The sequence below is a fragment of the Peribacillus sp. NPDC101481 genome (assembly GCF_044767165.1).
Lineage (GTDB): Bacteria > Bacillota > Bacilli > Bacillales > DSM-1321 > Peribacillus.
This window is the reverse complement of sequence record NZ_JBIWNJ010000001.1, coordinates 1,727,622-1,746,874: the sequence shown is the minus strand read 5'-3', so window position 1 is coordinate 1,746,874 and position 19,253 is coordinate 1,727,622. Positions and strand designations below refer to the sequence as shown.

Here is a 19,253-nt window from a genome sequence, read left to right as displayed (position 1 = left end):
CCAATCGCCCTCTACCTATCCCTATACAGGTTCAATATGCAATAATCATGCCGATGGGGAATTTGGGTTCATAATCGTTTTTTTACTTTTATAAGGAGGGTATGGCCTATGAATCGAGTATTTTATATATAGATAACTGAACCTTTTTTGAAAAGTGGTGATTCATAATAGGTTCAGGTTCGAATCGGTTGATATATGGACATTCGTTGCTTATGAAAGGGTCACTTATTTTTTTGCGCACCAAAAAGTGTAACAAATTCGGTTCGAAATCAAAATATGGGGTGATTGTGTGGATACGGAAGTAAAAAAAGAATCACTAATTGTATTTTCCGATATTTCTATTTTGGATGTAAAATCCTTACTGAAAATACATTCCTCGCCTTTTATTGTCATGAAAAATCACTTGGAGATCCTCGGTATATTAGATGAAGGCCTCTTTTTGAAGAGATTGGATATTGAGGGGGAAAATCAGAAAATCACGGCTTATCTTAATACATCTTTTGTCGTTGTGGAGAATTTAGATAGGCTAAGTGAAGAGGATCTGAGCACCTATGATTTTGTGATTCAACATAATGATAACCAATATAGATGCTATCCGATCTATGAAGTCAGGGAAATGCTGCTTAAAAAGAAGATTAAGAGCTTAATAAATCTAAATGAATCACTGCATGAAGAGCTGGAGGTGACAAGAAAGAAGGTCAAAGAGCTGACGCAAATCCTGGATTCCAGTTATGATGAAATTTTCGTGACGGATGCTAACGGGGACACGTTATTCGTGAGTGAAGCGTGTAAGAAGCTTACTGGTCTGCCGCCGGAGGCCTTTATTAATAAGAACATAAAAGAGTTGGTGGAAAAGGGACTGATCAACAATTCGGTTACATTACAAACCATGAAAACGAAGGCGATCCATTCAGCGGAACAAACCTATCCGCATGGGCTGACTGTATTCAGCACAGCGAAGCCGATTTTTGATGAGGAGGGGAACTTATATAGAATCGTTTCGAATTCCAGGGATATTACGGAATTAGTTGAGATGAAGAGTAAATTGAACAGAGTGAACCTTCGAAACCAGCGGGCCCAGCATGAGAATTCGAGAACCGTTTCGTTCAATAACTTCATTACAAATTCGGATAAGATGATAAAGGTTTTGGAATTAGCTGAAAAAGTGGCACCGATGGATTCATCGATCTTCATTCATGGGGAAACAGGAGTCGGAAAAGGGGTTTTAGCAAGGGTCATTCATGATCTCAGCAGCAGAAAGGATAAGAAATTCATTCAAGTGAATTGCGGCGCGATTCCATCGGCTTTAATTGAATCCGAACTGTTTGGCTACGAAAGCGGTGCATTCACGGGAGCCAATAAACACGGGAAACAAGGACTTGTTGAGAGTGCTGATGGCGGCACGTTGTTTCTTGATGAAATCGGGGAAATGCCGCTCGACATTCAAGTGAAAATCCTGCATCTGGTCCAGGAGAGAACATTCATGAAGGTGGGAGGAACGAAGGAGAAAAAGGTGAATATTCGCATTATCTCCGCTACGAATAAAGACTTGAAGCAAATGATCAAAAATAATCAGTTTCGCGAAGATTTATATTATCGGTTGCATGTCGTTCCACTGGAAATACCGCACCTGCGTGAGCGGAAGGAAGATATTCTATTATTAACCGATTATTTTCTGAAGAAATTCAATGAGAAATACGGTCAATCAATCACTATCGATGATCATTCCAAGTTAATTCTTCAGCTGCAGGATTACCCGGGTAATGTTCGGGAATTGGAAAATGTAATTGAGCAAATTGTCGTGACGGCTAGAAAACCTATCGTAACGATAGAGGATTTGCCTTCCGATTTAACCTACAAAGATACGGCGCTAGTCAATTTAACCGGAATCATTCCCTTGAAAAAAGCGTTAGAGGAAACAGAAAAGCAATTATTGTCCCAGGCCCTTTCCACCTATAAATCAACCCGAAAAATGGCCAAAGCCCTGGAGGTCAGTCAAACGACGATCATGCGCAAACTAGGCAAATACCAATTTAGCTATGATGACGATAAATAAAACAAACCTCCATAGAAATCTGAATATTCGAAAATTTGGTATGGATATTGCATATTTCATTATTGATTATTTCTATTTAGGGGGTCAAGAAATGGGTGAGTTGATTTTCTCTTTAAGTTATGGGGGTTCCTTAATTGTCATGGGGTGGATCACGAAGGTGTTCCTAGTGAAAATGAAAAAGAGCCAAGAAGAAATAAAAGCAAAAGATCCGATTGAAAAGGTGGGGATGTAAGTGGCCTTTCTGCTTGGTATTATCATATCCTTTTGTGTTTATGTCTCGATCGGCATCTTTTTATTCAGGAAAGTGAAAAGCTCAGAGGAATATTACGTTTCTGGACGGAGCGGAAACACATTGATGATAACCGGTACGCTAGTTGCCTCTTTCCTAAGTACCGTATCCTTCATGGGAGAAGCAGGATTTTCCTATGAAGGATATCCGATCCTGCTGCTGATCCTCGTTATTTTTAATGCAAGCGGCTATATTTTCGGGGTGTTCCTGTTTGGCAGGTATTTAAGAAGAAGCAAATCATTGACCGTTCCTGAATTTTTCGGTAATCGCTTTCATTCCATGAAGGTCCGGCTGGCAGCTGCCATCACGACGATTCTCGGAATCGCAGCATACTTGGTTGCCGTTACCCAAGGGGCAGCTGTTTTATTGGCCGAGGTTTCCGGGGTTTCCTATCCAATGGCCCTGGTGATCATGTGGGTCGTGTATTCATCCTTTACCATTCTCTCAGGTGCGAAGGGGGTCATGGTGAATGATACCGTGATGTTCTTTTTATTCTCGATCGCAACGTATCTTAGCTTTCCTTATATTATCAAATCAGCAGGTGGTTTCCCTGATGCCGTTACGAAAGCGGCACACCTGGCAGAACGGCCTGATTTATTAAGCTGGCATGGCATTACCGGGCCTGCCGCAACGATGGGAACTCCTTGGGAAGCATTGGCCTGGGCTGTCATCATGGGCTTGGTCTGGGGCATTGTCATCGCAGTGAGTCCATGGCAAAGCAGCCGATACTTGATGGCAAGAAATGAACACGTAGCCATCAGGGCCGGCGTATGGGCGACCATATCCATTTTGACCGTCTATTTGTTCCTCCATATCAGCATATCGACAATCACCACCATTAAAGCGGATATCGCCCCGACGGAAAAGGTATTCATTTGGGCAGCGATGAATATTGTCCCGACATGGCTTGGAGTCATCATCGTTAGCGGCATCATGGCTGCGGCATTATCTTCCTGTTCGAGCTTCCTGCAAATAATAGGAAGCAGCATTACACGGGATATCATGGAACAATCACGGAAAAAGGAATACACAGATCACCATCTATTGCGGGCCAGCCGCATTTCCATGGTCGTGATCAGCTTGATCATTCTATTGATTGGATTGTTCCAGCCGCCTGCCGTCATGTGGATCGGCTACTTTGCTGCTACATTATTTGCGGCATCATGGGGGCCGATTGCCATATCAAGCGTATTTTCAAAGAAGGTAACGAAAGAAGGAGCCTTTTGGAGCATCGTATTCGGCTTCTTTGGAGTGATTCTCGGAGAAAGCCTCGGCATGTTCGGTATAAGCCTTCCCGTTTACTTCAATCCTGTCATCATAGGTTTAATCTTAAGCATAGGCGCACTTATCATTGGCTCCAAGTATGGAACGATCACCATCGAAGAAAGGGAGTTTCAAGCAAATATCCTTCAAACCCCCATTGAAATAGACGAGCAAAAAGAAATGAACATCACCCGCAGATACCCAACCTATTTAATGATCAGCGGCGTCATGATCATCATGGTTACACTGGTGTTTTATTATTGGCCGATTAATATGAATTGAATGACATATACTCATGTACTGGCAGGGGAGATCCCTGCCTTTTTTTGACTGAAAAAAGTGTCCAGGTTTCCCTGAACACATTAAGGATGAATCGTAACCGGTGTCCCGATTGGAACAATCCTTGATAATTCCTCCACGTCCCGATTATGCATGCGAATACAGCCTTTTGAGACGGCTTTACCAATCGAGCTGGGGTCATTCGTTCCATGAATGCCGTAGTGCTCCTTGGATAGACTCATCCACATTGTACCGAATGGGCCTCCGGGGTTGGGGGCTTTATTAATGATGATGAATTGTCCTACTGGTGTACCGAACAGCATTCTTCCAACGGCGATTGGATATTGTTTCTGCAGTACTCCATTTTTAAGCAGCCTTAGCTTACGATTATTAACGGACACATCGATCTGAAATGGAATGGTATCAGCAGGAGGAAAACCAGGGATCATGATGGGTTGACCAGGATAAATGACATTTGGGTTTATTGTCGGGTTAGCAGCGATGATTGCCGATAGCGGTTTCCGGTAGTCCCTGGATATCTGTGTCAGTGTTTCACCTGGTTTAACTGTATGAATCAGTCTGAACACCTCCATAGGTTATAGTTGTCATGTTTCATTCTATGTGATTTTTCAAAAGTGTTTCGTAACTCGTCGTAAGCTGTTATCTATTTTTAATAAAACTTATATGTTAAGTAACTAAGCCGAAAAGAAACCGAAATGAACATTTGATAAAATAAGTTTTTATGGAGATGGATTTTTGTTAGTTAAAGAGGGGGAATAAAGGTGGAGGAACATGTGAAAAAGGCTTTAGTAGAATGGAATGAAGAAATTAGTGATGTGTTAAATGGGATAGAAAAAGAGTATGATGAAGTTAAGCGTGAACTTCAGGTTTATTCCTATAAATTCAATATTACCAAACAGGTTGTACAATCCACTATTAATGATGAAATTATTCGAAGCATCCGCGAGCTCTATCATAAACCTTTTGAACAAAAATTGAACGAATTGAAAGAATCGATAAAAGAGCTGGAAGAAAAGAGAAAAGTTTTTCAAATGTTTGTCGATAAAATTGAAAAGGTTAGTGAAAGAGAAGAAGGAAAACCGCAAATATCAGTCATATAAGGCAGCGAGGAGCAGGATACTCTACCATATCTATACACAAAAACCATGGCAGCGAATATAACTGCTTTTTTTTGCTGGAATTGCCAAAAGGGCCCCCTTGTTTACTCTAACATCAACCCGGGTACACTATCCTATAAAAAGGAAATGGGGGAGTTCTATGTGGAATGCGGTCTTTTGGGGAGGGGTTTCGGGTTCTGCCGTCCTGCTTGGCGCACTTGCCGCAATCTTCATACCGATCAAGAAAAACATCATTGGCTATATCATGGCTTTTGGTACGGGTGTATTGATTGGTGCCGCGGCATATGAGCTGCTTGCTGATTCGGTGAGTGATGGTGGAATCTGGGCGACGGGGATCGGATTCATAGCAGGGGCAGGCGTGTTTACTGCCTTGGATTTTCTTATTTCCAAAAAAGGTGCGGATAAAAGGAAACGGTCCAATAATAGCTCTTCGAAGGAAGCGGGCCTAGCCATTTTCATCGGAACCGTGATGGATGCCATACCGGAGTCGATCATGATCGGCGCAAGCTTAATAAGCGGTGGCTCGGTAAGCTGGCTATTGGTCATTGCCATCTTCATCAGTAATATTCCGGAGGGGCTCTCAAGTACAACAGGTTTGCTCAAAAGTGATTACTCCAAGAAGAAAATCATGCTGCTGTGGTTTTCCGTCCTGATCATTTCGGCATTATCCTCGATGTCGGGCTATCTATTCCTCGATCATGCCCCGGACTATGTCCTGGCAGCGATGGCAGCCTTTGCGGGCGGGGGAATCATCGCAATGATCGCCTCAACGATGATGCCTGAAGCATATGAAGACGGAGGGCCGATCACGGGCATATTCACCGCTGCTGGCCTGCTTATATCTTTGGTTCTGGATTCGATGTGAGATTGTCCCCTTGGAAGGAAGGGGGCAATTTTTTTTGAAAATTCTATCATAAAAGGAAATGCACAAGGAATCTATCTCGAAAAAAGAATTGTTGGTGTTAAAATATCATTTCAAATCATACACTCTTCATATAGATTTTTAGACATTGAGGAGATGTTAGAAATGAACTTCGAGATGCAAATAGCGAATATGTTAGCTGATAATTTAAAAGGGTTCATTACATTTGTCCGGGAAAATCATGAAAATGAAAACAACTGCTTTTGTTTAAATAAAGATAAATTGTATCAATTGAAGCTTCTTGTTGACGAGTTTAAATTTCAAGTATTGGCAGATGAACTTAAACGAATCAATCGGTTTACCTGGGATGAAAACTACACGCATTTATTAGTTGATAGATTCAGAAAAGGGATGGAGATCATTGAAGAGTACGTTGAAAATAACTACAGCGATTTATTCATTTTCACCGCTAGACTTTACACATTGAATAGTCTCAGCTTAACCTTTTGCAAGGAGGAAGAATCAATAGTCCGCTAATTTGGGCATCCGCGAATAAAAGAAGAGCACATATTATCGTATATAATATGTGCTCTTCTTTTATTTTTTTATAGGGATAGGTGACCAAAAAGATTCTAATTCTTATATATGCTCCGAGCCCGCTCTTATTTGCTTGGCATCGTAGAGATATATTTTTTAACCACTTCATACACATATTCTTGATTGGCTGCTGCTGTATTAGGGTTATATTTACCGCCGTTCACTTTATTATTGGATAGTACTCGTATACCTAAGAAGGGAACGTCGTAAGCTTTGGCGATTTGTGCTGCCGAAGCTCCTTCCATTTCTTCAACAGATGTACCATATTTCGTATGGAACCACTTAATCCGATCCACTTCATTATTCCAAACGTCTGCAGAACCGATAGTACCATCGACAACCTTACCTTTTGTGTAAGTGTCTTTAACTGCATGAGCAGCTGCGAGTAGATCCTTATCTCCCTCGTAGAAGCGTGGTTTTTCAGCGTTAGGATCTTCTCCTGCACTTCCTTCAGAAGCCATTAGGTCCATTGGTTTCCATATGGTTGGATCAATTCCTTCGTTTTCAGCTTTATCAGCCGTTTTTAATGAACCTAGGTTTACCGTTCTTTTTCCTAAAACAATATCAAAAACGTTTAAGCTTGGATCATGTCCGCCTGATGTTCCTTGATTGATGATGGCAATAGGGTTATATCTTTCAATGGCCAATGCTGTAGCGGCAGCTGTATTTTCCATCCCTTTACCTGTTTTTGCAACGATTACAGGATAATTGTCTAAAGTTCCAATATAAAATACAAAATCTCCTGATTTTTCTTCTTTAACATTTTTTAACCTTTTCGCGAAATTTTCAGCTTCAATTGGCATTGGACCTTGAATCATGATAGGCCTTTGAGTCTTTTTTTCGACCGTTTCATTTTTGGAAGCAGAACTGCATGCTGCAATTACCGACACGAAAAGTAATGTAATGATTCCTAATAGAGTGTACTTTTTTAACATGATTTTTCTCTCCTTAAAACGAATTATCCGATTGTTTGAAGCACTCGCAGTTGTGGTCAAAGAAAAAGGTCCAGAACCGCAGAATGATTACTGCATACTAGACCTACGATAGTTAAAGTATAGATAATTAAGCAAAAATGAAGCCAATGCTAAATCATTAGCTACTCAAAAAGCGGGCGGCCGAATACTTTAACTCGTAGTCTAGTTCTTTCACTGGGAACCAGGTAGAAACGCTCAGACCATATTTCCGAGCATATACGAGTAATGATATGTACGATTATTACTTTGCTAATATAACAAATAAACGATAGATAATCAATGGAAAAAGTGAACATTAAAAAATAAATATAATTTAATGTTCGTGTTTAAGGGGGTCTAATTCGATAATAACGTTGATTTCCACTCCAGGCACTCGCTTTCCGCGGGCGGTCGTGGAGCCTCCTCGGCTTGCGCCTGCGGGGTCTCCCTTGGACACGTTTCTCCCGCAGGAGTCTCGAACACCCGCTCCAATCAACTGGAACGTTTTTAAAATAAAAAAATATAGTCAAACTGACTATTCATCTAGTTTGACTATAGTCTGGAGAGGGGGGGGGAATGGCCTCATCCCGAACCATATAGGGATGAGGCCAAAAAGCTTCTAATTCTTTATTAAAATAGTTAACCTTTTAAAGGTACTTTCCCTATGAAAGTATTCATTTGAATATCATAATGATTTTCAATATCCCTCCCAAGCCTGTTTGTAAGTTGGGTGAGCTTTTGTACTATATAGCTTAATTCAAAAACATTGTATAATTTATTCACTTCCCAAATGGATGCTAGTCTTGCGCTATTTCCAAAGGGAAGTAAAGAAATTATTGCTTCATCTTCATCAAATTCCAAAGAATAATATTTGAATTCTTGTACGTCCCTACCTTTTTTGTTTGTTTGTACCCATTTTAGTAAATAGAGATAAAATTCTAACAATGCAATATCCGCTTGGAAATATATATCATTATTTATTTTAATTGTAAGAATCCCCTCAACCCTTAATGCAACGGCAGGAGAATGCCTTAAATCAAAGGGAATAGAGTCTTTATCAGTTGTAAACTCATATTCAAATTTTACGCTATTGGATAACTTGTCCATATTTTACCATCATATCCTATCACAATTTTTATTATTACATGGAAACTAAGGTTATGCTTACCATGCTATATTAAAACCATTAAAAATAATAGAGATTTATAGTTAAGAATACCTAGATGGTGTTAATTAATATTTAGGACTAATTGCAAAAACTCCTACGGGAAAATCCATAGGAGTATGAGGTTTGGTTTTCCGATTATCGGAAAAATGAAACATTGGTTATAAAAAGTTCTTAAAAAGCGGCGGTGTGCAAAGTGCTATCAGCGCTTATCATCATCAACCAAAGTTATCACGACATTTCCCTTTTTATGTCCTAGTTCAACGTATCTATGAGCCTCGGGTATCTGTTCCAGCGGGTAGCGTTTATCAATGACCGATTTTATCTTTTCAGTTTCGAATAGCTCCTTGAGAAATAGTAAATCTTCCGTGAGTACCTTTGCTATTCCTTGCCCTTCAACGGACACGTATCGCCCGTTCGGGGTTAGTGCTTTTTTGCATGTGGCTTTTGAGCTTTTCCCGACTGCATCAAAGATGATGTCATATCGCTCTTGTCTTTCCGTGAAATCCTCTTCTGTGTAATCAATCACTTTATCTGCTCCCAATGATCTCACCAAATCAAAGTTAGCGGCACTACATACTCCGGTAACTTCTGTTCCAAAGTATTTGGCAATCTGTACCGCGGAAGTCCCTACAGAACCGGATGCACCGTATATGAGGACTTTTTGTCCGTCCTGGATATTGGCTTTTCTAAAAAAATGCAGAGCAGTCGTTCCACCAAAAGAAACGGCTGCGGCTTCCTCATAGGTCACATTGACGGGCTTTATTGCGATTGCCCCGTCTTCAGGTAAGCATGTGTATTCGGCATGGGCCCCAAAATTCATTCCAGTCATGGCAAAAATCCGGTCGCCTTTTTTGAATTTTTTCACATTGCTCCCTGTTTCCTCTATCCCCCCGGCTAGCTCCACTCCGAGTATCGGTTTTCGCGGTTTTCTAAGCCCCAGAAAGATCCGCATCGGCAGCCATAAAAAGAAGGGACTCTTGAAGCTTCGGACTCTTATGTCCCCTGAAGCCACTGTTGCCGCATGAACCTTCACCAGAACTTCGTTTTCCTTGGGAGTTGGTTTTGCTACCTCTTTGAGTTCCAGTACATCGGGTGTTCCGTATTTTGTGCATATCATTGCTTTCATCGCGAGTCTCCTTAGTTTTTGGATTCAATCTTTTAATACTATGTAATAAGTTGCAATATAAAACTACATTATGGAAGCATATTCATGATCACCATCATTAAATCATTGGCTGTCTTTGTCATCATTGCCCTCTATACTTGGTTTGGTATTATATAAAATGGTGAATTCACGATATCGACGAAAACAACAGGTTTATCTCCGAATATAGAGATATATCGACGTTACTTGCAGGTTTATCTCCGAAAAAGTAGATATATCGACGAAAACAACAGGTTTATCTCCGAAAAAGTAGATATATCGACGAAAACTACAGGTTTATCTCCGGAAAAGTAGATATATCGACGAAAACTGCAGGTATATCTCCGAAAAAGTAGATATATCGACGAAAACTGCATGTATATCTCCGAAAATGGAGATATACGAGTAAATCCCCAAAACTCACGAGTAAAACCCTAAATAAGGCTAGTAAGGTATCCATACTTGATGTATGGGTACCTTTTTTTACACATATTGCAATTTATAAAATATAAAATGTAATATATATGTTGCAAAAAGTTAAATAAATCATATAATAAGGGTAAGCGATGGAATTATGGAGGTCGATCAGAGATGAATCTATTCAAACGAACGAAAAAGATCACGGATGAGCGGGTTGAGAATGTTAGAAATGAAATTTATAAAGAAATGTATTACGTCATTTTGGCCATTTGCTTGGTGAGTGGACTTTTCAAACTATATAAATATGGTGCAGGCAGCGGGGAGTTATATCTGGAGTTCGCGATCCTTGTTGCAGGAGGGCTGTATTACTTAGCTCGTTCCATTTTCTTAGGTGTATTCTGGGATGAGGTGGAGATGCATGACCGCACAAGCAAAACACCGATGAGCAGGAAGACGATTCTTGGGACGGTTGCTTTAGCACTCATCATCGCTATATTCATGGGGGTGAATAGTGCTGTATCCTATGCCGATAGCAGTTCCCAGGGCGTATGGTATTTTGTATTGGTATCGTTTGTATCCGTTATGATCTATTTGCCGATTTTACTTCTGTTTTTTGGTGGTATATACTTGCTGGCGAAGAAAATCGGAATGAAGAATAGCTAAGATAATAAGAAATAGTAGGTGCTTTCCCTTGAAAAATATAAAACTGAAGCTTGCGAGAGTAGAAAAGGACTTGTCACAAGAAGAACTGGCCAAGATTGTCGGGGTATCCAGGCAAACGATAGGATTGATTGAATCCGGAAAGTATAATCCCTCATTAAGTTTATGTGTCGGAATTTGTAAAGCATTATCCCGCACATTGGATGATTTATTTTGGGAGGAAGACTGATTAGGGTATCCATTGACTTGGATATCTTTTTTTTAGGAATTTATCATCAAAAAATGGGGGAAGGTATAGCATGTAAGCAAAAATCTAACATTCGAGAGGGATGGTTTGATGGATCGTACGATTGGCTACTTACGTGAGATATTGTCTAACTATACGGACCAATATCCTGAAGCGCAGGAAATTTATAATAAAATCAAAAGCGGACATTTTCATTCTGAAGAAGAACTCGTCAATAAACTATCCGGTAAAGAAGCCAGTCTCCTTAACCATATTCTTCCTCAGGAAATTAAACATGCGAAGGAAGCTAGTGATACGGAACGGGTCACGCAATTATCAGAGGTATATGAACTGATTATTATATGATAAAACCTTGTCCATGATGATCATGGACAAGGTTTTATTGGTTTTATTCCATTTCACTAAGTGAATCCATATGACTGGCTATCATGGCGATGATCGTGCTTGCTTCTTCTTTGCTGAAAATGAAATTCGTTTCATCCTTTATCAGGTCATCATCAGCTGTCCGAATCCGATTGATCCGTTTCAGTACACCATCACCTGTTACCTGGACGATACCGAATTGATAGGTGACCTCGACCTCATTATCCTGGATATAGGCAGTCACTTCAGGCGTTTCCCAATCTACATCGATTTCGTATATTTCGGAATCGTTGCCGTCTGGATCATACAAATCATCATTATCATCATCCATATCATATTCGTAATCATCATCATCATCTTCCTCTTCCAAATAGTTATGGAAACTCTCATGGACAGCATCGACGATATCTTCAATGTCCGAAAGGATGACCTTGCTGATCTGCCCTAAATCAGGCTCGAACGATTCCATATAAAATTCTTCATTGTACGGATCAAAAAACAGCGTGGCAAAATAATCCCGCTCATTGTCATCCAGCTCTGTATAAAACTCGATGCGTGGATGCTTAGACCCGCGCTCCACGATCAAACTGCCATTGCGGTCGTATTTTTCACAAATTGATTTAAGATGATCCTGCAATTCCCCGCTTACTCTGTCAAACCATTCTAATGACATCAACATCCACTTCCTTTCGTGATTATTATTTCCCAGAAAAGGCGAATTTGACGTGCCATTTAAAGCCAACTGCTATTTATCTTCGCATCAAAAAGGTCAGTTATAAAAAATAATTTAAAGGGAAAATTAGATGAAAAGCAAGAGCGATATCCAGGATTTATGAAACAAGCAACTAGGCAGGATAAGGCTCAGGACTTCTGCAGTAACATAGTTAAGAGGTTTTTATTTAGGAATGCAAAAGTTCAAAGGTAAAAGTTTGGAGAGGTTAGGAATTCTCTTCATCATTTTAGAAGGGAATTTTTATTAAGCTTCCGATACCTTTCAATAATAAAGTCAATAAAAAACCTGCTTGCTATTGGCAATACCCTTTTATCTTTGTATGCCAATGTAATTGTTCGGATAATAGAAGGGGAGATGGCTTTCGTTACAATATTATAGGGACATTTAGTTAAGAGCAGTTTCGGTAAAATCGAAATGCCAAGCTTTTGTTCAATCATCGACATAATCGCATAAGGATCATAGACCCGGTATTGTGTATCAGGTTCAAAATTGTACTGTTTAAAAATTATTAATGGTTCATGTATAACTCCCTCATCCAACAGGATATAAGGATCTTTTAGCAATTCCTCCAAGGAGACTTCTGTGGATGATGCTAAAGGGTGATCTACTGGCATTACAGCCAACATTTCATCTTCTTGCAAGGGAATCGTAGTTAAATCCGTAACATTTGAATTCACAAAGCCAAAGTCTACGCTGCCTTCTTTAATCCAGTTTGAGATTTCCGAATAATTTCCTTGATGTAATTCAAAATGAACAGTCGGGTAAAGTTCCTTGAAATCCTTGATCAATCCCGGTATCCAATGACATGTAACACTGGAAAAGGTGCCAATTCGAATAAGACCGCTTTGCAGTCCCTCCATCTCTTTATGCTTTTCAGTCAGTTCCCTATGTGAATTACAAATCTTCCGGATATATGGCAAAAATTCCTCGCCATCTGGTGTCAGAGTAATACCCTTTCGAGAACGTAAAATAAGAGTGGTGGAAAGCTCTTCCTCTAATGAATGCACCATTTGGCTAATGGCGGACTGCGTATAGCCAAGTTCTTCAGCAGCTTTTGTAAAACTGCCTGTTTCTATAGTTTTAATAAATGCATAATAAGAATTCAATCTGACTAACCCCTTTGTATTAGTAATTCTAATAGACCTATTATAAAAATTGGTTTTACTAATGTAAATGGAAGAAATAAAATATAGTTGGGAACAAAACAACAGACAATTATCAAGAACCTAAAATTAGATCAGGAGTTGAAGTAGAAAAATAATGAATATAAACGTTAAATACAGAAATATTATTTATGCATTTTTAATGGCATTTAGTATGTCCTTTTTTATTTCATTCATATTAGTCTCAATAAATAGGGGTTATGATCATCTATTCCTAGCTACTTGGTTAAAAACTTGGTCACAGGCTTTTATCTGTGCTTTCTTTGGAGCTTACTTTTTCCCGAGAGTAATACAACAAATAATGAGAAGAATTGATTTTGTAGAAAAACCGTTAATAATTGAGAAAGATTTTTTAGTGAGAGAAGAAGACAAATAATAATTGCCAGTAGATAATAAAAATGTGGTTTTAAAGGATTTCCTTAAAAACAGTAAAGAATATGGATTTTAAAAAATACTGATATAGAGCTGCCCAAATGATGGGGAGCTTTTTATGCGTTTCCCGAAAAAGTTTCAAGACCATGCTACTTTCATCCTGTAAAAGTTTATATAGAGTGTGAAAGGGGGTGAGTGGTATGGCAAATCAAATTCCAGTATCAAGTACGTTGCGGATCGATTTTGAGACGGGGTTAAATGAAAAAGGCGCCCTCGTTTTCAAGCGGAGGACATTTTCAAACATCAAGGTCGAGGCGACGGCGGACCAGTTGTTTTCGACAGCAGTTGCAATCGCAAGTGTACAGGATTATCCAATGGGTGAAGTGACCCGGGTGGATACGTATTCTTTGATTGGCTAATCGGTTTTCGAAAGATGTCGGAAGAGGGGGAGGTGATTTGAAATGGCTAAAGTATTGGAATTGATTTTCGTTACAGCGGAAGGAAAGTCAGCGACGATTTCCGTTGATAATCCGAAGGATCCGGTCGGAGTAAACACGGTTAAACAGGCAATGGAAAAAATCATTGCGGGGAATGTGTTCGTTACATCCTCCGGGAATTTCGTCGATTTGAAGGCGGCGCGCCTTGTCGAGCGGAATGTGGAGGAAGTGGAACTTATTTAACGAACGGGAGGTTACACACTTGAAGTGAGGTGAATAAAAAGTGGATCAAATTCTGCCATTTGTCAGTGATATTGGGTTCCCGATCATTGTTACCCTCTATTTGCTTCATAGAATTGAAACGAAATTGGATACTTTGAATGAAACCCTTGTAGAGCTGCCAAATCGCTTGAGAGAAGGGATTCCGAAGTAGGTTAGGAAGCATCATGAGTGATATCATTCATGATGCTTTTCCTTTTGAAATTTTAATAGATTCTAGTTTTATATCAAAACTATCGGGTATACATAAAACTGTAGCTAGTTCTTAAAAAATCCAAATAATAAGGAGGAGTTTTAATGACTAACAACAATGAAAAAATGAGCAGGGAAGAAGCTGGCCGCAAAGGCGGGGAAGCGACAGCAAAAAATCATGATAAGGAATTTTTCCAAGAGATTGGTCAAAAAGGCGGAGAGGCCACTTCCGAAAATCATGATAAGGACTTCTATCAGGAAATTGGCAAAAAAGGCGGAGAGGCTAGAGCCAATCAACGTGATGGTTCCGATGATTGAAAAATGAGCAGGGAAAAGCAGGACTTAATGGCGAGGGAAAAAGTCGCCGCTAAAAAAACGATCTGAAGTTTTTAGCTTAATCTAGTTTTATAGCTGTTCAAGCGAGTACATGTCACATGTAGCTAGTACATGAAAAATCCAAATAATAAGGAGGAATTTTTAATGGCTAACAACAATGAGAAAATGAGTCGTGAAGAAGCAGGACGTAAAGGTGGAGAAACAACAGCAAAAAATCATGATAAGGAATTCTATCAAGAGATTGGCCAAAAAGGCGGAGAAGCAACATCCGAAAATCATGATAAGGAATTCTATCAGGAGATTGGCCAAAAGGGCGGAGAAGCGACATCCGAAAATCATGATAAGGAATTCTATCAAGAGATTGGCCAAAAGGGCGGAGAAGCGACATCCGAAAATCATGATAAGGACTTCTATCAGGAGATTGGTAAAAAAGGCGGAGAAGCGACATCCGACAGTCATGGCAAGGAATTCTATCAGGAAATCGGCGAAAAAGGCGGAGAGGCACGGGCCAATCAACGTGATGATTCCGATGATGGAAAAATGAGCCGTGAAGAAGCAGGACGCAAAGGCGGGGAAAAAAGCCGCCGTTAAAATATAATCCAGTGAAACTTATAAATGACCGAGGGAGTAACCATTCCCTCGGTTTTGTTATGCCCAGCACAGCACATTGCAAAGTGTGCTTGGAGATTAAAGTGGGTAAAGAATAACACCTAGAAAAGGAAGAGGTGATGAAGAAGTTGATTGCTCATTATTCATTTCCCCGTTTAAAAGTAGGCGGAGTTACATTCACTGCACGGCATTCATTGCTTGCTCTTGGTCTTGCGGGATTCGCTTATCTGGTCTCCAATAAGAGGAAGCATCAAGCGGTATTCAAAACGGCTTCATTGATGTGCAAGATCGAACGGAAAGAAGATTCCATAAAACTTATTTGGCCGGATGAAGGCGGTTTCTATCGGGTATTCAGGGGGAAAAAGCTGATTTACAGCGGCTCGGAGCCAAAGATTGCAGATCGGGGTCTGACTCCAGGAACCATCTATACGTACACGATAGATAGTTTGAATGAAAAAGAACAGGCAGTAAACAGGATGAAAATACAGACATCAACGACCGCCGAGAATAAAAAAGAAGATAATATCCTTTTGGATTTGGTATTCACCACGATTGTCGCAAAAGGCCAAGCCACCCTGGAATGGGAGCCCATCAAAGGAATAAAAGAGTATACGATTTACCGAAACGGCGTGGATATTGGGAAAGTGGATGGATGTTCCTTCAGTGATCGAAGTATTAGTGAAGATCAGGAATACACATATACCATTAAAGCAAAGCGGCCCCTTCCGCGTTCGGAGCAGGAGTCCTATGCCGTGAAATCCCTTCTAGCGAGTATTGTCGGAGCCGTAAAAAAAGGTTCATCCCAAGCAAAGGCAGCGATCGAGGAAATAACGAATACGAAAAAGATTGGGCCTGTAAAAAAGCTTTTACAGCCAGTTGAAAACGATGTGGACGGTAAAAAGAAAAGAAATTGGCAGCTGCGCTATACCACCTTTTTACCGGAAGAGTGGCTTAAAAACCCCAATCTTGCATCGAAGGTTCCCATTTTTAAAGGTGACAATCGCGGGTTTGATCCTGAATCACCCCGTTTCCGGACTAGAGTCGATGTGTATATTCACGAAAAGGAACGAAAGGCCGAGATTGAATTTTCCAAAGCTGTCGGGAAAAGTGAAGCCTACAATCATGATGGCGATTTCCTTGAGGAAGGAGTGGCCTCGGATGAAGACATTGTAGTGAAGCGCGTATTATCCAATCATGAAAAAACGACAATTCAGCTGACACACTCTGTAGGCAACCCAATCATCATTTCTCCTGCCGTGGACTATAAAGTGATTGGGACCTTTTACCGAAATGGCGAAATCAATATAGCAGGCTTTCATGATCAGGCACCGCATCACGAAGTCTACCTCAAGGAGGCAGATGACCCAGACTGGGCACCCCTGCACCTGGCGGAAAACAAAGGGCTCGAAATGATGGCGCATCCTACGGCCAATCATTTATGGAGATACTCCACATTTACACAATGAAAAAGACGAAAAGCCGTGAGCGCTGATCGTCCTTTTTTTTGTTGATACTAGAAAGTTGACCATTTCCAATCCAACAAATACATTTTCTTTATCAAAATCGCTTTCGAACACTTGGCGACGGCAGCATACAGCTTTCTTCTTTCTTTCCGAACCATTTGTAACGGTTTCTGGCAATGAAATCATAAACGAAGTTCCGGATGAAGCTTGGAACGATGATGAAGCCGTAAAGCAGTTTCCATGCCCCTTGTAAGCGACGGCAAATCCTCAAGGCTGCAGACGATTTATAGTAGGCCTTATCCCTTTCAATCAGGACCATGCTATCTATATCTGCTGGAACATCATACTTCTTCAGCAACTCTTGTCCCGCCTCACTTTGAAGCGAAGCGTAATGAAAAAGCCCCTGCGGATCCCGCTTTATAATGAACTGGACACTCGAATCGCAAAAGTTGCATTCACCATCAAATAATATGATCGGATTCATGAACATTCCTCCTATAGAGAGACGTTATCATACTCATGCTTATATAATACACTACCCGTTCTGCTAAGGCGAAAACGTCTGGAACTGCTTGGGATTTGATTTTGAAAGTGATTGTCCGTTCCGGCAAGTCATTAACGGGTGCGATAGCGCGTCTCGATTGGCGGGTGGAGTTTTTTGTTTAAGTCTCTGTTATCAAACTGTTATTTTCCATTAACTATACTGTAAACAAGCTATGATATGGTAGATACTCCAATGAAGTTCCGTAAATAAACAGCCGGCAATCCTATATTAGAGGAACGCCGGCTTTTTCATTCAAACCATAATTGAGGATCAGAAGATATAACTAGCAGTTTCTTTATAGGGGGTAAGATTTCATGAAGCGTGATCCGTATTTTGATAATGCGAAAGCTGTTTTAATCGTACTAGTTGTTTTGGGACACACATTAGCAAGAATGGTGGAAGAAAACGAATGGATTTTAACAATTTATTTGTTTATTTTTTCATTCCATATGCCAGCTTTTATTTTAGTATCCGGCTATTTTTCAAGAAAGATAAAAAGTAAAAAGGACCTCTGGGGGCTAATTAAGAAAATATTAATTCCCTATGTAATATTCCAGATGATTTATACCTTCTATTATCAGAAGGTATTTGATGAACCAATTGAATTCACAATTTTGACTCCAAGATGGGCTTTATGGTTCTTAATAAGCTTATTCTGCTGGAATATATTATTGTTTATATTTTCCTCGAGGAAATATGGAATCGTTCTTTCAATAATTGTCTCTCTAATAATCGGTTACTTTGGTGAAGTGAATGAATGGTTAAGTTTGTCGAGAACGTTCTTTTTCTTTCCTTTCTTTTTAATTGGTCATTTTTTAGAAAAAAATCATTTTGAATGGGTTAAAAAGAAAAGTAATGCCCTAATAGGCTGGGCTGTACTAGGGTTGATCTTTATCGGTATTTATTTCTATGGGGAAATGACTTGGAGGGAATGGTTTTATGGCCGTTTAGGTTATAAGGAATTAATGGAAGGCTCCATTGCCCTCGGTTTTATATATAAGTTTCTCGTTTATTTAATTATGGGAGCAGCAACTTATTGTTTTTTATGTATTGTTCCTAAAAAACATACTTTTTTTACTGAAATAGGATCAATTACATTAGGTATTTATCTTTTTCATATGTTTTTTCTGGAATATGTTTATAACTCATTTATATATGATTGGATCAAAGAAAGTGGCCAGTACTATGTTTTATTAGTCATACCTGTAACCATTATATTTATATTATCAAGAAAACCGATAGTAAAAGTGGAATGTGTGTTAATAGGAATGAAAATGAAAACATAACAGATTTTCAACACCTATAAAGTAATAGCCTTTCAGTTTAAAGGGCTGAGTTAGTAGACAAAAGGGTTTTATCTAAATTTTAAAACAAAGTTGATTGGAACGGAAGGTGCGAGACTCCTGCGGGAAAAGCGCGTCAAGGGGAGACCCCGCAGGCGCAAAAGCGCCGAGGAGGCTCCCGGACCGCCCGCGGAAAGCGAGTGCCTGGAGTGGAAATCGACGTTCTGGTTTTATAAACCTAAATACAAATTAAGACAATCTTGTTCTTCATCGAGTTTGTCTTCAGTCTGAGCCCTTCAGTTTGAAGGGTTTTTTTCATGAAAAGAAATTGCCAGATATTTAGTGATCTACAAAAAATCTATTTAATGGAGATTAAATGGAGGCTCCACTAAAAGGGTTACA

General features: G+C 39.9%; 23 protein-coding genes, 1 pseudogene and 1 riboswitch. Of the genes and pseudogenes, 17 read left to right on the top strand and 7 right to left on the bottom strand.

Features of this window, described 5'->3' with window-relative positions:
* The first annotated feature begins 289 nt into the window (after nt 1-289).
* The 3 genes from ACIROD_RS08465 to ACIROD_RS08455 all read left to right on the top strand — a co-directional run bounded on the left by ACIROD_RS08465 (nt 290) and on the right by ACIROD_RS08455 (nt 3,890).
* Nucleotides 290-2,056, top strand: a complete 1,767-nt coding sequence (locus ACIROD_RS08465; RefSeq protein ID WP_402939522.1) for a sigma-54 interaction domain-containing protein — start codon at nt 290-292, stop codon at nt 2,054-2,056.
* Between the two features lie 91 nt (nt 2,057-2,147).
* A complete protein-coding gene (locus ACIROD_RS08460; protein ID WP_179085980.1) occupies nt 2,148-2,288 on the top strand; it encodes a hypothetical protein in 141 nt (46 codons plus the stop codon).
* A complete protein-coding gene (locus tag ACIROD_RS08455; RefSeq protein WP_402939517.1) occupies nt 2,289-3,890 on the top strand; it encodes a sodium:solute symporter family protein in 1,602 nt (533 codons plus the stop codon).
* A gap of 80 nt (nt 3,891-3,970) precedes the next feature.
* Here the strand turns inward: ACIROD_RS08455 and ACIROD_RS08450 are convergent, their stop codons facing one another.
* Nucleotides 3,971-4,465 (bottom strand): L,D-transpeptidase family protein, encoded by a 495-nt coding sequence (locus tag ACIROD_RS08450; RefSeq protein WP_101223517.1) that lies wholly within the window; start codon nt 4,463-4,465, stop codon nt 3,971-3,973.
* Between the two features lie 204 nt (nt 4,466-4,669).
* Here ACIROD_RS08450 and ACIROD_RS08445 point away from each other — a divergent pair, with 204 nt between their 5' ends.
* The 3 genes from ACIROD_RS08445 (at nt 4,670) to ACIROD_RS08435 (ending at nt 6,425) form a co-directional block, all read left to right on the top strand.
* A complete protein-coding gene (locus tag ACIROD_RS08445; RefSeq protein WP_101223228.1) occupies nt 4,670-5,008 on the top strand; it encodes a hypothetical protein in 339 nt (112 codons plus the stop codon).
* Nucleotides 5,009-5,165: 157 nt separating this feature from the next.
* Nucleotides 5,166-5,891, top strand: a complete 726-nt coding sequence (locus ACIROD_RS08440; protein WP_402939514.1) for a ZIP family metal transporter — start codon at nt 5,166-5,168, stop codon at nt 5,889-5,891.
* Nucleotides 5,892-6,053: 162 nt separating this feature from the next.
* Nucleotides 6,054-6,425, top strand: a complete 372-nt coding sequence (locus tag ACIROD_RS08435; protein ID WP_101223516.1) for a hypothetical protein — start codon at nt 6,054-6,056, stop codon at nt 6,423-6,425.
* 125 nt (nt 6,426-6,550) lie between these two features.
* On the opposite strand, the gene ACIROD_RS08430 is transcribed toward ACIROD_RS08435, so the two are convergent.
* The 3 genes from ACIROD_RS08430 to ACIROD_RS08420 form a co-directional block, all read right to left on the bottom strand.
* A complete protein-coding gene (locus ACIROD_RS08430) occupies nt 6,551-7,420 on the bottom strand; it encodes a 5'-methylthioadenosine/S-adenosylhomocysteine nucleosidase (RefSeq protein WP_402939511.1) in 870 nt (289 codons plus the stop codon).
* A gap of 177 nt (nt 7,421-7,597) precedes the next feature.
* Nucleotides 7,598-7,701: riboswitch (purine riboswitch) on the bottom strand.
* Between the two features lie 376 nt (nt 7,702-8,077).
* Nucleotides 8,078-8,545, bottom strand: a complete 468-nt coding sequence (locus ACIROD_RS08425) for a DUF7878 domain-containing protein (RefSeq protein ID WP_268937692.1) — start codon at nt 8,543-8,545, stop codon at nt 8,078-8,080.
* Between the two features lie 260 nt (nt 8,546-8,805).
* Nucleotides 8,806-9,732: an NAD(P)-dependent alcohol dehydrogenase gene (locus ACIROD_RS08420; protein WP_402939508.1), complete on the bottom strand. Its 927-nt coding sequence runs from the start codon at nt 9,730-9,732 to the stop codon at nt 8,806-8,808.
* A gap of 609 nt (nt 9,733-10,341) precedes the next feature.
* On the opposite strand from ACIROD_RS08420, the gene ACIROD_RS08415 reads away from it, so the two are divergent.
* The 3 genes from ACIROD_RS08415 to ACIROD_RS08405 all read left to right on the top strand — a co-directional run bounded on the left by ACIROD_RS08415 (nt 10,342) and on the right by ACIROD_RS08405 (nt 11,422).
* Nucleotides 10,342-10,833 carry a DUF6773 family protein gene (locus ACIROD_RS08415; RefSeq protein WP_402939505.1) on the top strand — a complete coding sequence of 164 codons (492 nt, stop codon included), beginning with the start codon at nt 10,342-10,344 and terminating at the stop codon, nt 10,831-10,833.
* A 28-nt stretch (nt 10,834-10,861) separates the two neighbouring features.
* A complete protein-coding gene (locus ACIROD_RS08410) occupies nt 10,862-11,059 on the top strand; it encodes a helix-turn-helix transcriptional regulator (protein ID WP_034309784.1) in 198 nt (65 codons plus the stop codon).
* Between the two features lie 108 nt (nt 11,060-11,167).
* Nucleotides 11,168-11,422 carry a sigma-G-dependent sporulation-specific acid-soluble spore protein CsgA gene (locus ACIROD_RS08405; RefSeq protein WP_101223217.1) on the top strand — a complete coding sequence of 85 codons (255 nt, stop codon included), beginning with the start codon at nt 11,168-11,170 and terminating at the stop codon, nt 11,420-11,422.
* Nucleotides 11,423-11,465: 43 nt separating this feature from the next.
* Here the strand turns inward: ACIROD_RS08405 and ACIROD_RS08400 are convergent, their stop codons facing one another.
* Nucleotides 11,466-12,113 carry a hypothetical protein gene (locus ACIROD_RS08400; RefSeq protein WP_402939503.1) on the bottom strand — a complete coding sequence of 216 codons (648 nt, stop codon included), beginning with the start codon at nt 12,111-12,113 and terminating at the stop codon, nt 11,466-11,468.
* A 281-nt stretch (nt 12,114-12,394) separates the two neighbouring features.
* Complete coding sequence (locus ACIROD_RS08395; protein WP_402939500.1) at nt 12,395-13,279, bottom strand: LysR family transcriptional regulator; 885 nt, start codon at nt 13,277-13,279, stop codon at nt 12,395-12,397.
* Between the two features lie 154 nt (nt 13,280-13,433).
* On the opposite strand from ACIROD_RS08395, the gene ACIROD_RS08390 reads away from it, so the two are divergent.
* The 7 genes and pseudogenes from ACIROD_RS08390 (at nt 13,434) to ACIROD_RS08360 (ending at nt 17,027) form a co-directional block, all read left to right on the top strand.
* On the top strand, nt 13,434-13,712 hold the full coding sequence (locus ACIROD_RS08390; protein ID WP_260358506.1) for a DUF2798 domain-containing protein: 279 nt from the start codon (nt 13,434-13,436) through the stop codon (nt 13,710-13,712).
* 196 nt (nt 13,713-13,908) lie between these two features.
* Nucleotides 13,909-14,127 (top strand): DUF1659 domain-containing protein, encoded by a 219-nt coding sequence (locus ACIROD_RS08385; RefSeq protein ID WP_101223213.1) that lies wholly within the window; start codon nt 13,909-13,911, stop codon nt 14,125-14,127.
* 42 nt (nt 14,128-14,169) lie between these two features.
* The gene (locus ACIROD_RS08380) at nt 14,170-14,388 is read left to right on the top strand and encodes a DUF2922 domain-containing protein (protein WP_230178192.1); all 219 of its coding nucleotides are present in this window, start codon (nt 14,170-14,172) and stop codon (nt 14,386-14,388) included.
* A gap of 40 nt (nt 14,389-14,428) precedes the next feature.
* Complete coding sequence (locus tag ACIROD_RS08375) at nt 14,429-14,578, top strand: YvrJ family protein (protein ID WP_101223211.1); 150 nt, start codon at nt 14,429-14,431, stop codon at nt 14,576-14,578.
* Nucleotides 14,579-14,721: 143 nt separating this feature from the next.
* Nucleotides 14,722-14,919: pseudogene (locus ACIROD_RS08370) on the top strand (KGG domain-containing protein); the annotation flags it as partial.
* A gap of 177 nt (nt 14,920-15,096) precedes the next feature.
* Entirely contained in the window at nt 15,097-15,543 is a 447-nt protein-coding gene (gene gsiB, locus ACIROD_RS08365) for a glucose starvation-inducible protein GsiB (protein WP_402939495.1), read from the top strand.
* A 137-nt stretch (nt 15,544-15,680) separates the two neighbouring features.
* Nucleotides 15,681-17,027, top strand: a complete 1,347-nt coding sequence (locus tag ACIROD_RS08360) for a DUF3238 domain-containing protein (RefSeq protein WP_402939492.1) — start codon at nt 15,681-15,683, stop codon at nt 17,025-17,027.
* 91 nt (nt 17,028-17,118) lie between these two features.
* On the opposite strand, the gene ACIROD_RS08355 is transcribed toward ACIROD_RS08360, so the two are convergent.
* Nucleotides 17,119-17,508 carry a thiol-disulfide oxidoreductase DCC family protein gene (locus tag ACIROD_RS08355; RefSeq protein WP_402939489.1) on the bottom strand — a complete coding sequence of 130 codons (390 nt, stop codon included), beginning with the start codon at nt 17,506-17,508 and terminating at the stop codon, nt 17,119-17,121.
* 374 nt (nt 17,509-17,882) lie between these two features.
* Between ACIROD_RS08355 and ACIROD_RS08350 the strand changes: the two genes are divergently transcribed.
* On the top strand, nt 17,883-18,854 hold the full coding sequence (locus ACIROD_RS08350) for an acyltransferase family protein (protein WP_101223206.1): 972 nt from the start codon (nt 17,883-17,885) through the stop codon (nt 18,852-18,854).
* Nucleotides 18,855-19,253 lie beyond the last annotated feature (399 nt).